The organism is Cnuibacter sp. UC19_7, assembly GCF_042699995.1.
Classification (GTDB): Bacteria; Actinomycetota; Actinomycetes; order Actinomycetales; family Microbacteriaceae; genus Cnuibacter.
Map to the genome: position 1 here is coordinate 2,142,242 of NZ_CP170560.1, position 16,648 is coordinate 2,158,889.

Genomic DNA, 16,648 nt, shown 5'->3' on the forward strand with positions numbered 1-16,648 from the left:
AGCGCGACCGAGCGCGCTCAGACCAGCTTCGCCTTGCGGCGGCGGGCAAGCGAGTAGGCGATCGCCGCCACCAGGATCAGCACACCCTGGAAGATGTACTGCCACATCTGCGACAGCCCCAGGAAGGTGGTGGCGTTGAGCACCTGGATGAGCAGGATCGAGCCGAACAGACTGCCCACGAAGGTGCCGCGGCCGCCGAGCAGGCTGGTGCCGCCCAGCACCACCGCGGTGATGCTCGACAGGGTGTAGCTGACACCCTGGGCGGGGTCGCCGACGCCGATCTGCGTCATGAGCACGAGCGCGCCGCCGAAGGCGAGGATCGACGTGGTCGTGTAGGCGAGCACAACCGTCCTCGACACGTTCACGCCGAGGCGCCGCGCCGACTCCTCGTTCGACCCGGTCGCCCGCAGGCGCCAGCCCCAGCGGCGGTAGCGCAGCAGCAGCTCGAGCCCGATCGTCACGACGACGAGCACGATGAACACGACGGGGATCGGGCCGACGCGGGTGGTCATGATCGCGGTGACGTCGGCGCTGATGTAGCCGCCGGGCGAGTCGCGGAGCAGGAAGCTCAGCCCCTGCAGCGCGATGTACAGCGTCAGCGTGGCCGCGATGGCGGTGAACTTGCCGAACCTGATCAGCGAACCGTTGATCAGGCCTGTCGCCACAGCCAGCACGAACATGAGCACCAGGCCCAGACCGACGACACCGAAGGGCTGACCGTCGTTGATGAAGAACGACCCGACCACCACGAGGAAGCCGGCCAACGGCCCCACGGAGAGGTCGATCCCGCCGATGAGGAGCGCGATCGTCTGCCCGAGCGCGATGAAGCCCAGCGCGCTCACGAGCATGAGGACGGAGAAGATGTTGAAGTCGGAGAGGTACCGGGCGTTCTGGCTGAAGATGAAGACGCCGAGCACCACGATGACGGCCGCCAGGAGGGCGGTCGGGGCGTAGTCGCCCTGGAGGAAACGACGGAACGGGGTGGAGCGCTTCACCGTCTCGGTGAGCGGCGCGGCGTTCGTCGTGTGTGCGGTGGAGGTGACCGCCGCCTGGACGATCCGCTCCTCGGTGATCTCGTCGGCCACGAGTGTGGCGACGGCGTTGCCGCGCGACATGACGACCACCTGGTCGCAGAGTCCCTCGAGCTCTTTGGCATCCGACGACGCCACCACGACCGGGATGCCCGAGGCCGAGATCTCGCGCAGGATGCGGTAGATCTCGAAGCGGGCGCCGACGTCGACACCCTGGGTGGGCTCGTCGGCGATGACCATCATCGGCTGCGACAGCAGCGCCCTGGCCATGACGACCTTCTGCTGGTTGCCGCCGGAGAGCGAGGAGACCACCGCATCCTGCGACGACGCCTTCACCGAGAGCTCATCCAGTGTCTCGCCGACGATGCGCTCCTCGACGGAGTGGCTGAGCAGCGCCCAGCGCTTGAACCTCTTGAGCGCGGCGATCGCCGCGTTCTCGCGGACGGTCAGCGACATCATCAGCGCCTCGTGGTGCCGATCGGCCGGCATGTAGGCGGCCCTGTCGAGCAGGTCGTGCTGCGACCTCTCGGTGCCGCCCACGACCACTCGACCGGTCGACGACTCGAGCCCCGCGAGCGCGCGGAGGAGCTCGCTCTGCCCGTTGCCGACGACACCCGCGACACCGAGGATCTCGCCGCGGCTCACCGCGGCGCTGACCGCGTCGAACCCCGGACCGGAGAGTCCGTCGAGCACCAGGGTCACCTCGTCGGTGCCGCCTTGCCACTTGGGCGGGAACGTCGACTCCATCCGGCGCCCGATGATCATGGCGAGGAGCTCGTCGTCGGTGACCTCGTCGACCCGCGCCACACCGCGGAGCGTGCCGTCGCGGAGCACGGTCACGCGGTCGGCGAGCTCGCGGACCTCGGCCATGCGGTGGGTGATGTAGACGACCGCGGTGCCCGAGGCCACGGCCTCGCGGACCTTCGCGAAGAGGAAGTCGACCGAGTCCTGCCCGAGCGGCGCGGTCGGCTCATCGAGCACGAGCACCCGCGGCTTGAGCGCGAGCGCCTTCGTGATCTCGAGCAGGTGCTTCTGCGCCACACTGAGCATCTCGACCCGCTCACTGAGGTGCACCCGCAGACCCGACGCAGCGAGCATCCGTGCGGCGACCTCCTCGACGGAACCCTCGCCCTCGAACACCGAGCGTGGCAGCGCCACCCTCATGTTCTCGAGCACGGTCATGTCGGGGAGCACCGCCGGGTGCTGGTGGACGATCGCGATGCCGAGCTCGGCCGCCAGATGCGGCGTGAGGGTCTGGATGTCCTGGCCCGCGACCGTGATGCTGCCCCCGTCGGGCTGCACGGTGCCGGAGGCGACGTTCATCAGCGTCGACTTGCCCGCGCCGTTCTCGCCGAGCAGCGCGTGCACCTCGCCCGGCATGACCTCGAGCGAGACGTCGCTGAGCGCCTTCACTCCCGCGTACGACTTCGAGATCCCCGTGAGCGAGAGCACCGCGGTCGCGGTCTTCACATCCTCGGCCATCGTGTCCACGTGCATCCAATCCGGTCGTCGCGACCTGATCGAGGGGGATGCGCCCGGAGCCCACGGGTGCGGGCTCCGGGCGTCTCCTCCGATGGGTTACTTCAGGAGCGCTGCCTGGTCCTGGGGGCTCATCTCCGCGGAGAGGAAGATGTCGCCGGGCAGGTCGGGCTCGCACTCGACGGGGTTCGGGTCGCTCGTGACCGAGTCCTCGAAGACGGGCGCGTCGAACGTCGTCGTGTCGGGGAGCTTGCCCCCGGTCGCCTTGGCCACCGCGTACTGGATCGCGAGGCGCACGTTGTCGTTGCCCGTGGCGACCGTGAACATCTTGAAGTCCGGGTTCGCCGCCTGGTTGTCCTTCCAGAAGCAGCCGAGCACGTTGCCGTCCGAGGTGACGAGCGCCGGGATCGACCGACCGCTCTTGGTGAACTCGGGCAGGGCGCCGACGAGCGACGGCCCGAAGTCAGACACGATCACGTCGATCTGGGGGTACTTCGCGATGGCGCTGGTGAGCACCTGCTGCGTGACCGCCGGGTCCCAGTTGGTGGGCTCGAAGGGCTGCTCGCCGAGGAACGTGTACTTGTCGTCGAGCACGGCCTTCATCGCGTCGAACTCGTCCTGCCCCTGGCTGTTGCCCTTCGGGCCGCTGAGGAACAGCACGTTCCCGCCGTCGGGGAAGTTCTCCTTGATCCAGTTCGCCCAGTTGGTGCCGTCGGTCTTGAAGTCGGCGCCGATCCAGGCGTCGTAGTCCTTACCCGCCTCACCGCCCGGGTTCACGCGGTACGGGACCGTCACGACGCCGGCCTGGTAGGCGCTGCGCAGAGCGGGCAGCATGGCCTCGCCCGCATCCGGGAAGACGACCAGCGCGTTGATGCCCTTGGCGACCATGCCCTGGATGTCCGAGATGGACTTCTGCGTGTCGCCCTGACCGTCGGCGTACTCGTAGTCGGTGACGCTCGGGCACTTGGCGACCTCCGCCGCGCCGGAGGCGGTGGTGATCTTGCGCCAGCTGTTGCCGCCGAAGCCGTCGAGGAGTCCGAGGCTGATCTGGTTGGGACCGCACCAGTCCGGTGCGCCCTCCACCGAACCGGTGGCGGCGGGCCCGCCGTTGGCCGACGGCGCGCCACTGCTGCACGCCGTGAGGCCGAGGACGGCCACGCTCGCGAGCGCGGCGATCGTGGCGATCTTCTTCTTGATGGTCATTCGTGGATTCCTCTCACGTGGAGCGGCGCCTCTGCCGCTGTGGTGTTCGACGACGACGTCGAAGCTCTTGGTGGTGCGGGTGGGATGCGGGTCGGAAGGGATCAGGACGTCGCCGGCTGGGCCGGGCTCCTGCTGAACCGGGAGCGCACGGCGCCCCAGTTGACGGTGTACATGGCGACGCCGACGGCGAGCGCCGCGGCCTGCACGATGGAGCGGACCGCGAACGGCACGCCGAGGGCGAGCACGAACTGGTCGAGCTGGCTGAGGAAGAGGGCGGCGACGACGGTGGCGAGCGGAAAGCCGCGCCCGCCCAGCAGACTCGTGCCGCCGAGCACGACGACGGCCACGGCCGGGATGAGGTAGCTGTTGCCCTGGAACGCGGTGGGCTGAGCCGTGATGCCCGCCAGCAGGATCCCGCCGAGCGCGTAGAGCAGCTGCGCCCACACGTACGCCAGGCTCTGGTGGAGTCGGACGCGGAGGCCCGTGGCACGCGACGCGACGGGGTTCGCGCCGACCGCTTCGAAGCGGCGGCCGGCGACGGTCTTCTTCACGGCGACCGAGACGATGACGAGCACCGCGACGGCGAAGAAGACGGAGTTCGGGATGCCGAGCGTGAGCCCGCCCGCGATCGACTGCAGGGCGCGGGTGGTCGTGGTGGGGCTGCCGCCGGAGATTCCCAGCACGGCGGCGAACAGCAGAGCGTTGGTGCCGAGCGTCGCGATGATCGCGTTCAGCTTGAGCCAGCCGATGAGGAAGCCGTTGAGCGCACCGGCCACGACCGCGATGCCCGCGGCGAGGAGCAGGGCGGGCACGAGCACGGAGTCGTCGCCGTTCGGGATGCGGCTCACCACCACGATGGCCAGCGACACGGCGCCCGGGATGCTCAGGTCGATGCCGCCCTGCTGCACCACGAGCATCTGGCCGAGACCGATGCAGGCGAGGATCGCGGCGAAGGGGAGCATGCCGTAGACGGCCCCGCTCGACACGCTCGACGGAGCGAGCACCGCGGAGAGCAAGAACAGCACGGCCACGGCCACACCCATCGTGATCAGTCCACGCGAGAGGGACCACCGCGAACTGGTCAGTGGCGTCGTCGTACGCTCCGTTGCGTTCATGTCGTCTCCGTGTCCTTGAGAGTGTCGTCATCGAACTCGACGTTGAGTATAGCTTTACAGAACGCCCTCGTGTTCACAATAACTTTCGATAACGATCACACCGGGGCCTGCTTTCCCGCGGAATCCTGCGCATCCACGACGCACCTGTACAGCAAAGGTGTACATTTTGTGTGAACATCCCCAGACGAAAGGTGTGCGACGTGGCACAGGATGACGATGGACGACGGGCTCTGGTCATCGGAGCGACCGGCATCGCCGGACAGGCCCTGAGCAGGCGGCTGCTCGAGGACGGCTGGGAGGTCCGGGGGCTGTCCCGGCGTGGCGACTCACCCGTCCCGGGGGTGATCGGCGTGGCGGCCGATCTGCTCGATGCCGAGGGCCTGGCGTCCGCGCTCGCCGGTGTCGAGCCCAGCGCGGTCTTCATCACCGCCTGGATGCGGCAGGAGACCGAGGCGGAGAACATCCGGATCAACTCGGCCATCGTCCGCAACATCCTCGACGCCGTGCGTCCGGCCGGCACGGTGCGGCACGTCGCCCTCCTCACCGGACTCAAGCACTACCTGGGGCCGTTCGAGGACTACGCGTCGGGTGTGATGGCGGAGACCCCGTTCCACGAGGACGAGCCCCGGCTCGACACCCCGAACTTCTACTACGCGCAGGAGGATGAGCTGTTCGACGCCGCCGCCCGCGACGGCTTCACCTGGAGCGTGCACCGCGCCCACACCGTGTTCGGCTTCGCCACCGGCAACGCCATGAACATGGCGCTGACGCTCTCGGTCTACGCGAGCATCTGCGCCCGATTCGGCGAGGTCTTCCGCTTCCCGGGCTCACGCACGCAGTGGAACGGCGTCACCGACGTCACCGACGCCGATCTCCTCGCGGAGCAGCTGGGCTGGGCCGCGACCTCGCCGACCGCGGCGAACCAGGCGTTCAACATCGCGAACGGCGACGTCTTCCGCTGGCGCTGGCTCTGGCCGCGCATCGCCGAGCGCTTCGGCGTGGAGTGGGCGGGCTTCTCCGAGGAGCCGGCCCCGCTCGAGCCGCGCATGGGCGACGCCGCCGAGAAGTGGCGCACGATCGCGGCGGAGAACGGACTCGTCGAAGCCGACGTGTCGCGTCTGGCCAGCTGGTGGCACACCGACAGCGACCTGGGGCGCGAGATCGAGTGCTTCACGAGCATGGACAAGAGCCGCCGCGCCGGCTTCCTGGCCTTCCGCACCACGCCGGACAGCCTCTTCGACAAGGTCGACCGCTACCGCGCCGCGCGCATCATCCCCTGACAGACCCCGGCTCGACAGCGCACCGGCTGTGACGTGGCCCCGGCATCCTGAGCGGATGACCGGGGCCTCGTCGTCAGGTGCGGGCCGTCAGCGCACGGCGGGGACCGGGGCGTCGAAGGTGATCTGCGCCTTGATCACGCCGGAGGGCGTCGACGCCGTCGTCACCGCATCCGTCGCCTCGGCCGATCCGAACTCGTGCGTGATGAGCGGACTGAGGTCGATGCCGCTCTTCGCGAGGAAGCGCAGCGTCTGGGGCCAGACGCCCGGCGATCCGATCGAGCCCGTGATCGTGAGCTCCTTCGACTGGATGAGCCCGAGTCGGGCGGGGGCGCTGCGGCCCACGTCGATGCCGATGAACCCGATCCGACCGCGGAAAGCGGCCAGCTCGAACGCGCTCGCCATCACCTCCGGACGGCCGCTGCACTCGATCACGACGTCGGATCCGCGCCCGTTCGAGAGACCGGCGAGCGTCGTCTCGGCGTCCTCGGGCGACACAGCCGCGGCGGCCCCGAGCTGGAGGGCGACCGAGCGTCGCGCCTCAGACGGTTCGACCACGACGACGGTCGCGCCGAGCGCGACGGCGGCGGCGGTCACCGCGAGACCGATCGGGCCGGCGCCCAGCACGGTGAGGACGTCGCTGGCGTCCACGTCTCCCACCCGGAGCAGCGCGTAGTAGGCGACCGAGAAGGGCTCGACGAGCGCGCCCACCGACCAGTCGAGCTCGTCCGGCAGCTGGTGCAGCCACGACGGCTTCACGACGAAGTAGTCGGCGGCGGCGCCGGAGATCGAGAAGCCGAAGTGGTCGTCGCCGATCACGCACTCGCCGACGACGCGGTCGCCGACCGACACGTCGGTGACGTCGGACCCGACCGCCGCCACCTCTCCGGCCCACTCGTGCCCGGGGATGATCGGGTAGGAGAACGGGATGATGTAGCGGCCCTCGAGCAGCTCGATGTCGGAGTGGCAGACCCCCACGCGCCGGGCCGCGACCAGGACCTCGTCGGCCGCGATCTCGGGGACCGGGACGTCCTCGACGGCGGCGACGCCCTCAGAGGTGAACCGCAGTGCTCGCATGTCGGCCTCCTATCGCGCCTGGATCAGCATCTTGACCTGGTCGCCGGTCGGCGACAGCAGCGTGTCGAACCCCGAGACCACGTCGGCCATGGCGACCTGAGCCGTGACCACCTTCTCGACGGGGTAGCGGCCGCGGGCGATGAGGTCGATGATCCGCGGCCAGTCGGTCACCGGGTAGCACCAGGTTCCCGTGAGCGTGATGTCGTGCTCGGAGAGGATCATCGGGTCGATCGACGCGGCCTTCGTGTGCAGCCCGGTCTGCGAGATCCGGCCGGCCGAACGCACCGCGGAGAGGGCGGTCTGGAGCGCCCGTTCGTTGCCCGAGCACTCGATCACCGCGTCGGCGCCGATCCCCTCCGTGCGGTCCTTGAGGAACGCGACGGGGTCGACCTGTGTGGGATCGACGACGTCGCCGACCCCCAGGTCGCGGGCCAGCGCCGCCCTGGTGGCGTTCACCTCCGAGATGACGACGTTCGCGCCGATGGAGGAGGCGTAGAGCGCGGCCAGCGCGCCGATCGGGCCGGCCCCCGTGATGAGCACCGTGTCGCCGGGGCGCACCTGCGCGGTGTCGACTCCGTACGCGGCGACGGCGGCCGGCTCGACGAGGGCGCCCTGCAGGTCGCTCACCGAGTCGGGCAGCACGCTCACGTGGGTGGCGGGCACGACGGCCAGCTCGGCGATGCCGCCCCATCCGTAGCTCAGGCCGATGCAGGCCATCGAGACGCAGAGGTGATTGAGCGAGCGCCGGCAGTAGTAGCAGCGGCCGCAGTAGAGCAGCGGCATGATCGAGACCCGGTCACCCGCCTTGACGCCGACGACGTCGGCGCCGACCTCGACGACCTCGGCCGAGAACTCGTGGCCGAGGATCTGGGGCGCGGTCGAGCCGTTGAGCGGATGGGGGTCGATGGGGATGACGATCGGACCCACCGCGTACTCGTGCAGGTCGGTGCCGCAGATGCCGCACCAGTACGGCCGCACGAGCACCTCGCCGCGGCCCGGGCCGGCGGGGTCGGCCACCTCCTCGATCCGGATGTCGTGCGCGTCGTGGAAGACGGCTGCCCTCATATCGCGATGCTCCTTTGCATGTTCAGCTCTACTGGACAATACTACAAGCGGATTCAGCCACACTGTCGAGTCGAAGGAGATTCGCGATGCCGTTCTCAGTCCAGGCCGTCCATCACGTGGGTCTCGCCGTCAGCGACGTCGAACGCTCCCGCCGGTGGTACGCCGAGATGTTCTCGCTCGAGCCCGGACCCGTCGACCACGGCGAGGGCGAGGAGCTCGCCCGCAGCGTGCAGGTGCCGGGCGCCGTGCTGTCGTTCTCGATGATCCGCATCGGGTCGACCCGCATCGAGTTCCTCGAGTACCACGAGCCGGAGGGACAGCCGTTCGACCGCACGAACGCCGACGTCGGCTCGGCCCACGTCTGCCTCGAGGTCGACGACATCGACGCCGCCGTCTCCGAGCTGAGCGCCAAGGGCGTCGAGTTCAGCGGGCCGCCCGTCACCCTGACCGAGGGCTCGCTGCGGGGCTGCCGCTGGGCGTACTTCCGCGACCCCGACGGGATCCAGCTCGAGCTCTGGGAGACCGCCGCCTGACCTCCGCCCGCGCAGGCTCGCTCAGACCAGCGCCGCGTGCGGCACCGCCTCCGTCGCGCCAGACTGGTGTTCGGGGAGGGGCGACGATGACGGCGACACAGGAGAGCACCGAGGGCACGCCCGCGCGGGGATCCGGTCGCCGCTGGTCGCGCCGGCGGATCGTGCTCACCAGCGTGATCGGGGGCGCGGTGCTGCTCGCCGCGGTGGCGTGGATCGTCTACAGCGCCATCCGCGTGAACATCCACCCCGAGGACACGGTGCGCGACTACCTCGACCTCCTCGCCGCCGGCGACACGCAGGCCGCCGCGGCGATGGTCGACCCCACCGCGTACACGGGGTACGACGAGTACTCGGACGACCCTCTCGCCGCCCCGCTCGTGTCGGGTGGCGCGGCCCGCACCGCGGAGGACGACATCGTCCTCGACACGGGTGTCATCGAGCAGGCCGCCGCCGCGGCGACCTCGCGCCTCACCGTCGGCGAGCTCCGGGCGGACGACGACGGCTACCACCTCGCGGTGGGCGACCGGCTCGACGTCGACGTGCGCTACTCCGTGGCCGACGTCGAGGGCCGCACCACGCTCCGCGTCGAGCGGCTGCCCGACACCTGGTACGGCTTCCCGCAGTGGCGGGTGGTCGATCCGCTGCTCGTGCCGCTCCGTGTGGAGACCAACCTGCCCGAGCTGGGTCCGGCCGCGATCGGGTCCGCCTCCGTCGACGTCAGCGGCCCCCGCCTCGACAGGGCACCGCAGCGCGTGACGCTGCTCTACCCCGGGGTCTACGGTCTCCAGGCCACGGCGAGCCGATTCGCGACCGCGGAGGACGCCGAGGTCACCCTGTCGGGCGGCAACGCCACGAGCTCGTCCTCCGACGAGCTCGGAGAGGTCGTCGACAGCACGCTGGTCTACTCCGCGACCAGCGCCCTCAGGGATCGGGTGACCGCGGAGGCGCAGGCGTTCGTCGACTCCTGCTTCGCCGCGCTCCCCGCCGTGGGCCCGGAGTGCCCGACGACGTTGAGCCTCCGCGCCGGATTCGCCCAGGACGTGGCGATCTCCGACTATCCCGCTCTCGACGGGATCGGGACCTACTCGGTCGACTACACCGACGGGGTGGCCGCCGAACCCGCCCTGCGGGCCACGTTCACTCCCGGACGGTTCTCATACACGGCCGACGGCTCGTACGACGCCAGCCGGTTCTCGATCTACGCCTGGATCAGTCCGCGCGCCGACGACGTGGTCATCGAGTTCCGGTCAGGCCTCTAGGACGGACGGTCCGTCGCATCCTGGCTGTCCGCCGGGGGGATCACGGGGGTCATCCCTGTCGCGGTCTCGTACCAGTCGGTCAGGGCGGGATCGTCGGTGTCGATCCCCGCCCCGGCGCCGTCCTCCGAGCCCACCCCGGCGGCCTCGAACACGAAGTCGTCGCCGTGCTCGGCGATCCCACGCCGCACGCCCTGGGCGATCGCCGCCCGCGCGAACCGGGTGCGCAGGATGTAGGGGTCGGTCCGCAGCTCCTTCGCCCAGGCGACCATGATGCCCACCACGATGATCGCGAACGGCAGCGCCGAGACCACCATGATCGACTGCAGCCCGGAGAGGGCGGTCTCGCCGCCCGCGAGCAGGAGCGCGAGCGCCGCCGCGCCGAGGAGCACACCCCAGAACACCGTCACCCAGCGGGACGGTTCGGGGCGGCCGCGCTGGCTCACCGAGCCCATGACGATCGCGGCGGAGTCGGCGGAGGTGACGAAGAACAGCACGATCGAGACCATGGCGAGCACCGAGAGGATGACGCCGAACGGGAGGTTCTCGAGCACCGCGAAGAGCACCGCCTCGGACGAGCCTGCGTCGCTGATCCCGAGACCCTGCGACTCGAACAGCATCGTGGTGCCGCCGAGGATCCCGAACCAGGCGATGCAGACGATCGACGGAACCACGATGACGACCGTGACGAACTCGCGGAGGGTACGACCGCGGGAGACCTTCGCGATGAACATGCCGACGAAGGGGGTCCACGAGATCCACCAGGCCCAGTAGTAGTCGGTCCAGGTCGACATGAACGACGCGGCCTCGTCGCCCTGCGCGGCGCTCCGCGTGAGCATCATCCAGAGGTCGCCGAAGAAGGCGGGGACGCTCGACGGGATGATGTTGAGCAGGAACAGCGTCGGTCCGGCGATGAGCACGAACAGGCCGATGACCGCAGCGACCACCATGTTGATGTTCGACAGGGCGCGGATGCCGCGCTTCACCCCGGACACCGCCGAGACCACGAACGCCGCGGTGAGGATGGTGACGATGCCGACCAGGGCGCCGTTGCCGAGCGGGCCGATCCCGGCGACGTACTCGATGCCGCTGGCGATCTGCAGCGTCCCCATCCCGAGCGTGACGCCGGTGCCGAAGAGCGTCACGATGATGGCGAACGCGTCGATGACCGAGCCGATCCAGCCCTCGGTGCGCTCGCCGAAGATCGGGCGGAAGATCGCCGAGATCAGGGGCGCCCGTCCGCGCCGGTAGGCGGCGTAGGCGATGGCGCCGCCGACGAGGGCGTAGAACGCCCACGCCATCGGACCCCAGTGCAGGATCGACTGCGCGAGCGCATCGAGCATCGCGTCGCGGCTGCCGGGCTCCGACGTGAACCCGTACGGCACCTCGAGGAAGTACTGCAGCGGCTCCGCCGGCCCCCAGAACAGCAGGCCGATGCCCATGCCCGCGGAGAACAGCATGGCGATCCACGACACCGTCGAGAACTCGGGTGCCTCGTCGTCGGAGCCGAGACGGATGCCGCCCGTGCGGCCGTAGCCGACGACGAGCATGAACACGATCGTCACCAGCGCGAGGGCGGAGAACAGCCAGCCGAAGTTCGTCATCACCCAGGCCAGCGACTCCGAGCCCACCACGCTGATCGACTCCGGCGCGAGGAAGCCCCAGAGCACCACGGCCAGCACGAGCACGCCCGCCCCGACGAGCACGAACCAGTTCGTCGCGAAGGTCCGCGGGGTGTCCTCCACCCCGATCCCGGGGATGAGCGCCGGATGCGTCACCTCGGCGAGGACTCGCCTCGAGCGGCTGCCCTGGGCAGCGCGGGAGGCGGTCTCCGGGGTCTCGGGGGACGCCGCGGGCGGAGGCGGAGCGGTCCGCGGCTGGGCACGCTGGTCTTCACGGGTCATGCGACGGGTCCTCCTCGGCGGCCCGCCGCACCGGTGGACGGGCCTGTCGTTGACATGCGCCGTCGTAGGCACGCTGATCGACTTTACCGAATCTGTGCCATATGGCAAACTTCCGACCACGGGAGGTGGTGCGTTGTGACGGTCGAGGACGGGTCGGCGGAGGCGACGCTGAGGGCGTCGAGAGCGCTCCTCGGCGTGGTGGCGCGGAGCGTGTCCGAGGCCCTCCACGAGATCACGCTGCCGCAGTTCAGGGTGCTCGTGATCCTCGCCGGCGAGGGGCCGCTGCGCAGCGGCGCCATCGCCGAGCGGATGGGGTCGCATCCGTCCACCTTCAGCCGCACGGTCGACCGGCTCGTCGCCGGCGGGTGGGTGGCGCGCACCCGGAGTGCGACCAGCGGGCGCGAGACCATCGTGGGCCTCACCCCCGCGGGCGCTCACCTCGTGGCCGAGGTGACGGAGCGCCGACGCCGCGAGATCGCGGACATCCTCGCCCGCCGCGAACCGGGTGACCGCACCCGGATCGCGGAGGCGCTGCGGCTCTTCGCCGACGCCGCGGGCGAGCCCTCTGCCAGGGACCTCCTCACCCTCGGCCTCTGACCCCGGATAGGGTCGGGGACGGACCCGGTGGAGAACCGATGGCCGGGCCGGGGGGACGGGCATGCGCACGGCACGCAGAGCACACGGCACGAGCAGGACGCGCACGACGACCGCCAGGGGAGGCGCTCTGACGGCGCTCGTGCTGCTCGGAGCGATCCTGTTGAGCGCCTGCACCACACCCGCACCCCCGCCGGCCGCGGACCCGGTGGAGACCTCGACCGCCGCACTGCGCGAGCAGCTCCTCCAGATCGAGGGCCTGGCGGACCCGGCCCAGACCCGCAGCGGTCTCGACTACGAGCTGCAGATCACGATCGCCGATCCCGATCGGGCCGAGGAGGTGACGCGTGAGGCCGTCGACGCCTTCTTCGCCTCGGATGTCCGCGACGCCATCACCCAGGAGGTCGCCGAGACCTACGACTCCGCGCCGCGCTTCCAGCTCAGCGTCATCCCAGCCGGATCCGAGCGCACCGGCCCCCACCTCGACCTCGTGATGGCCTCGGGGGCCGACACGCAGACTCTCGCCGACGCCGTCGCCACCTGGACCAGGATGGGTCAGATCGACGGCGTCGTCCCCCCGAGCGGCAGCTTCGAGGCGTCCGCCTTCACGATCACGTACTCCGTCGACTTCGCGGGGCTCCTCGCCGGAGTACGACCGACCGCGGTGACCGCGCAGCTCCGCCAGATCCTCACCGACGGCGGCTACGACGCCGCGGCGTCCACGATCACGGGGGTCATCTCGGTGCCCGAGGCGGTCAACACCGTGGACGGCGAGGGGAAGAGCGTGCAGGGCACCCGCTTCGCCCGCGTGTTCATCCCGCTCAAGGCCGCCGTCGGCCCCCACTACGGCTCGGTGCTCTACTTCCTCCCCGGCGACGAGATCGTCGACATCTACGTGATCCCCGCCCTGGCCCCCGACGGCACTCTCCTCCCGCTCGAGCTGACCGCGGAGAGCGCGCGTGCCGTCGGCCAGGTGATCCAGACGGAGCACCTGTACACGTCCTGGACGCTGAGGGACATCATCGTGTTCACCCAGGACGGCATGCAGACGTTCCCCGCCGGCGCCTGATCGCCCGCCTGGCGCCGGCCGGGGCGAGAGGTGATCTTCGCAGGAAGTCCGCCGCCAGGCCCCTTGCCCCGAGTACGGTGCAGACCATGACACAGGATGCACGAGGCGCCGATTCGGTATCGGTCCAGTTTCTGCGAGAGCAGGTCAGGGAGCTCGAGCGGGCGGTCCTCGTCTTCCCCGTCCTCGTCCTCGAAGCGCTGCTCGCCCTCGCGCTCATCCTCCCGTTCCTGTCCGACACCATCGACGGCGAGGAGGAGACGGTGAACCTCTTCACCTTCGCCGGAGCGCTCCTCGGTCCCGACAGGGAGGGCGAGACCGACGGCGTCGACATGCTCTTCGGGATCGCGTTCCTCGTGCTCATCGCCGTCATCATCGGCACCATGATCACCGCACTCGTCACGCTGCAGCGCGAGTCCTCCACCGCCGCCGCCAGGGCCCTCGCCGTGTTCACAGGGCTGCTCATCGCCGGGACCGCCGGGGCGTGGCTCACCCTCTCGCTCTCCCTCGGGAAGAGCAGTCCCCCCGCTCTCGAGCTGGCCCTCCCCCTCCTCACCGTCGCGACGGTGCTCACCGCGGTCTACGCCTACCTGCCGACCTTCCGCCGCATCCGCGAGCGATGAGGCGGTCAGCGATCAGGGCCGGCGCGGCCGTCGCCCTGATCGCGCTGATGCTGACGACCAGCGGATGCGCCCGACGCACCGACGTCGACGCCGACTTCTGCGCCCGGTTCGCCGAGCGATGGGACGCCTTCGCCGGCCGAGCACCCGACGCGGATGCCCCCGCGGCCCGGGACGAGCTCCTCGCCTTCTGGGCCCACTCCCGGACGCCGGACCTGGTGAACGACACCGTCGACGAGGCGCTGAAGCTCACCGCTCGCGACCTGCAGGTGGCCCTCTCCGAGAGCGGGCTGCCGCAGAGGACCAGGATCGAGAGCCTCGACAACGGCCTCGGCATCGTGGCTCAGGAGTGCGCCGCGAGCGGTCACCCCATCACCTACATCCCCGCGGCCGACGCGATCCCGCTCGCCGACAGCCCTCGCCTGGGCTGAGCATCCTCGCCCGCTCGCGCTGAGCGCGTCGAGTGCTCGTTCCCGGTCGGATCCCGGTACGAGAAGGCGCCGGAAGCGAGCGCTCGAGCGGTCAGTCGCGACCGGGGCGGAGTGAGCGACGGGCGATGAGGGCGGCGGCGCCCACGAGGGCGAGCACGAGGCCGATGCCGTAGGGCGCGAGCTCGAGGCCCGTGCTCGCGAGGGCGCCGCTGCCCGTGGCGGCGGGCTTCGCCCCGGCACCACCCGGGTCACCGGGAACGGCCGGGGTCACCGCTGCCGCGAGGGTGAAGCGCACCGGGGCGGAGAACTCGGAGATCACCGTCGGGAGTCCGCCCTGGTCGTCGAACCGGACGAGCACGGCGCGCGCCGTCCAGTCGCCGGGCTCGAGGGCCACCGTCACGGACCAGCGCCCGTCGGTGTCGACGACGATCGGGTCGGCGGGGTCGGCGGGCTCCGGTGCCGCGAGCGCCGACATCCGACCCTCGACGGACGAGGTCGGGACGACGCCCAGGACGACGTTCGTCCCCGGGGTGCCGGTTCCGGCGAAGGTCGCCGTGGAGCCGACCAGGGCCGCGTCCGCCGTGGGCGACGTGATGGTCGGCGCAGGCAGCTTCACGGCCTCGGGGAGGGTGAAGGTCACCGGCGCGGTGGTCACCTCCGCCCCCACGGTCTGGGTGACCGTGACGCTCTGCTCGCCGCCGACGTACGACGGGAAGGTGCCCGTCGTGGTCCACGCGCCGTCCTCGACCGTGACCGGCGCAGTGCCGGGCACGGCGGTGCCGTCGGCCTCGGTCACCGTCACGACCGCACCGTCGATGCCCGTCCCCCGGAAGACCACCGTCCGCGTGTCGAGCACCTGACCCGGGGTCGGCGAGGTGACGGCGAACTGCGGCGCGGGGAGCGTGGCCCGGTACGCCGTCATGTAGGCGAGCTTGCCGGGCTTCGCCTTGGAGTAGGGGACGGACAGCTTCGCCCATTCGCCCTTCGTCTCGGCCTTGCCGTCGTTCCACTTCGTGAACGCGCTGAGGTCGGCGGCGGTGTACCCGGAGACCGGGTCGATCACCGTGTCGGGCGCGAGGGCCGCCTGGGCCTGTGTGATGGTCTTCACGAGGGCGAGGGATGCGGCCCAGTCGTCCTGGTCCCAGTCGGCGACGCCGAGCTCGGGGTGGCCGCGCAGCCAGCTGCCCCAGTAGAACTCCTGGAACGGGACGGCCCCGTCGGCGGAGTAGCCGATGTCGCGGCCGAAGTACATGATGCTGCGGTAGCGGTCGTCCTCGAAGTTCGCGAGACCGACGTTCGTCGGCAGCTGGGCCGGTGTGATGGTGTTCCCGTCGACGTCGCGCAGCCATACCCACTTCTGGGCCTGCATGGTGTCCCAGAAGTCCGCCTCGGAGAGGCCGCTGAGGTTGCCGAGCACGCGCAGGCGCACGTGGACGTCGGGTCCGGAGTCCTCGAAGAACGAGGTCAGGGTGTGGTGGCCGTCGGTGAGATAGAGGGTGCCGCCGGGGCCGATCACCACCGTCTTCATCGGCTCGATCGTGTCGGCCGTCTCCGAGCCTACCGGGACCGTGCAGGTGAACGTCGACGGATCGGTGAGGGTCGCGTCCGGGCCGGCCGTCGCGGCCTCCTCCTGACCGTTCGCCTCGCACCAGTCGTCGAACTTCTTGTTGATCGTGTCCTTGCTCAGCTCGCTCGAGTACCGCCCGAGCTTGTAGTAGACCTCGTCGTAACCGAGCGACGGCTGGGTCGGATGCACGTCCCCGATCCGCACGTCGAGCAGCTCCTCGGGCTCGGCGCACAGCGCACGGGTGTCGTCGGCGACACAGCTCGGGTCCTTGACGTCGACGGAGGCCGAGACCGCAGCCGGCGCGAGCGGCGCCGCGGCGGCCGTCGTCACGGACGCGAGCGTCAGCCCGCCGGCGAGCACGGTCGCGAGGGCGATCGCGGTGAGGCGCAGAGGAGTGGAGGAGGTCACGGGGTCACTTCCGGTCGGGGCC

The 16,648-nt window shown here is 70.4% G+C and carries 14 protein-coding genes; 7 read left to right on the forward strand and 7 right to left on the reverse strand.

Annotated elements, in window-relative coordinates:
- Positions 1–17: 17 nt before the first annotated feature.
- The 3 genes from ACFJGV_RS10150 to ACFJGV_RS10160 all read right to left on the reverse strand — a co-directional run bounded on the left by ACFJGV_RS10150 (position 18) and on the right by ACFJGV_RS10160 (position 4,756).
- Positions 18–2,528: an ATP-binding cassette domain-containing protein gene (locus tag ACFJGV_RS10150; RefSeq protein WP_378143782.1), complete on the reverse strand. Its 2,511-nt coding sequence runs from the start codon at positions 2,526–2,528 to the stop codon at positions 18–20.
- An 81-nt stretch (positions 2,529–2,609) separates the two neighbouring features.
- Positions 2,610–3,713 carry a substrate-binding domain-containing protein gene (locus ACFJGV_RS10155; protein ID WP_378143783.1) on the reverse strand — a complete coding sequence of 368 codons (1,104 nt, stop codon included), beginning with the start codon at positions 3,711–3,713 and terminating at the stop codon, positions 2,610–2,612.
- Between the two features lie 101 nt (positions 3,714–3,814).
- On the reverse strand, positions 3,815–4,756 hold the full coding sequence (locus ACFJGV_RS10160) for an ABC transporter permease (protein ID WP_378143784.1): 942 nt from the start codon (positions 4,754–4,756) through the stop codon (positions 3,815–3,817).
- 272 nt (positions 4,757–5,028) lie between these two features.
- Between ACFJGV_RS10160 and ACFJGV_RS10165 the strand changes: the two genes are divergently transcribed.
- Complete coding sequence (locus tag ACFJGV_RS10165) at positions 5,029–6,108, forward strand: SDR family oxidoreductase (protein ID WP_378143786.1); 1,080 nt, start codon at positions 5,029–5,031, stop codon at positions 6,106–6,108.
- 87 nt (positions 6,109–6,195) lie between these two features.
- On the opposite strand, the gene ACFJGV_RS10170 is transcribed toward ACFJGV_RS10165, so the two are convergent.
- Both ACFJGV_RS10170 and ACFJGV_RS10175 read right to left on the reverse strand, forming a co-directional pair.
- Positions 6,196–7,182: a zinc-binding dehydrogenase gene (locus ACFJGV_RS10170; protein WP_378143787.1), complete on the reverse strand. Its 987-nt coding sequence runs from the start codon at positions 7,180–7,182 to the stop codon at positions 6,196–6,198.
- Between the two features lie 9 nt (positions 7,183–7,191).
- Positions 7,192–8,247 carry a 2,3-butanediol dehydrogenase gene (locus ACFJGV_RS10175; RefSeq protein ID WP_378143788.1) on the reverse strand — a complete coding sequence of 352 codons (1,056 nt, stop codon included), beginning with the start codon at positions 8,245–8,247 and terminating at the stop codon, positions 7,192–7,194.
- Positions 8,248–8,333: 86 nt separating this feature from the next.
- Here ACFJGV_RS10175 and ACFJGV_RS10180 point away from each other — a divergent pair, with 86 nt between their 5' ends.
- A complete protein-coding gene (locus ACFJGV_RS10180) occupies positions 8,334–8,780 on the forward strand; it encodes a VOC family protein (RefSeq protein WP_378143789.1) in 447 nt (148 codons plus the stop codon).
- A gap of 86 nt (positions 8,781–8,866) precedes the next feature.
- Positions 8,867–10,039 carry a hypothetical protein gene (locus ACFJGV_RS10185; RefSeq protein ID WP_378143790.1) on the forward strand — a complete coding sequence of 391 codons (1,173 nt, stop codon included), beginning with the start codon at positions 8,867–8,869 and terminating at the stop codon, positions 10,037–10,039.
- Here the strand turns inward: ACFJGV_RS10185 and ACFJGV_RS10190 are convergent.
- Positions 10,036–11,940 carry a BCCT family transporter gene (locus ACFJGV_RS10190; protein WP_378143791.1) on the reverse strand — a complete coding sequence of 635 codons (1,905 nt, stop codon included), beginning with the start codon at positions 11,938–11,940 and terminating at the stop codon, positions 10,036–10,038. The genes ACFJGV_RS10185 and ACFJGV_RS10190 overlap by 4 nt on opposite strands.
- Before the next feature lie 135 nt (positions 11,941–12,075).
- Here ACFJGV_RS10190 and ACFJGV_RS10195 point away from each other — a divergent pair, with 135 nt between their 5' ends.
- The 4 genes from ACFJGV_RS10195 (at position 12,076) to ACFJGV_RS10210 (ending at position 14,651) form a co-directional block, all read left to right on the forward strand.
- Positions 12,076–12,537 carry a MarR family winged helix-turn-helix transcriptional regulator gene (locus tag ACFJGV_RS10195; protein WP_378143792.1) on the forward strand — a complete coding sequence of 154 codons (462 nt, stop codon included), beginning with the start codon at positions 12,076–12,078 and terminating at the stop codon, positions 12,535–12,537.
- Positions 12,538–12,598: 61 nt separating this feature from the next.
- Positions 12,599–13,603: a hypothetical protein gene (locus ACFJGV_RS10200; RefSeq protein WP_378143793.1), complete on the forward strand. Its 1,005-nt coding sequence runs from the start codon at positions 12,599–12,601 to the stop codon at positions 13,601–13,603.
- 86 nt (positions 13,604–13,689) lie between these two features.
- A complete protein-coding gene (locus tag ACFJGV_RS10205; RefSeq protein ID WP_378143794.1) occupies positions 13,690–14,223 on the forward strand; it encodes a hypothetical protein in 534 nt (177 codons plus the stop codon).
- Positions 14,220–14,651, forward strand: coding sequence for a hypothetical protein (locus ACFJGV_RS10210; RefSeq protein ID WP_378143795.1), 432 nt, complete (start codon positions 14,220–14,222; stop codon positions 14,649–14,651). Before ACFJGV_RS10205 ends, ACFJGV_RS10210 begins: the two co-directional genes overlap by 4 nt.
- A gap of 91 nt (positions 14,652–14,742) precedes the next feature.
- On the opposite strand, the gene ACFJGV_RS10215 is transcribed toward ACFJGV_RS10210, so the two are convergent.
- Entirely contained in the window at positions 14,743–16,626 is a 1,884-nt protein-coding gene (locus ACFJGV_RS10215; protein WP_378143796.1) for a ParB-like protein, read from the reverse strand.
- Positions 16,627–16,648 lie beyond the last annotated feature (22 nt).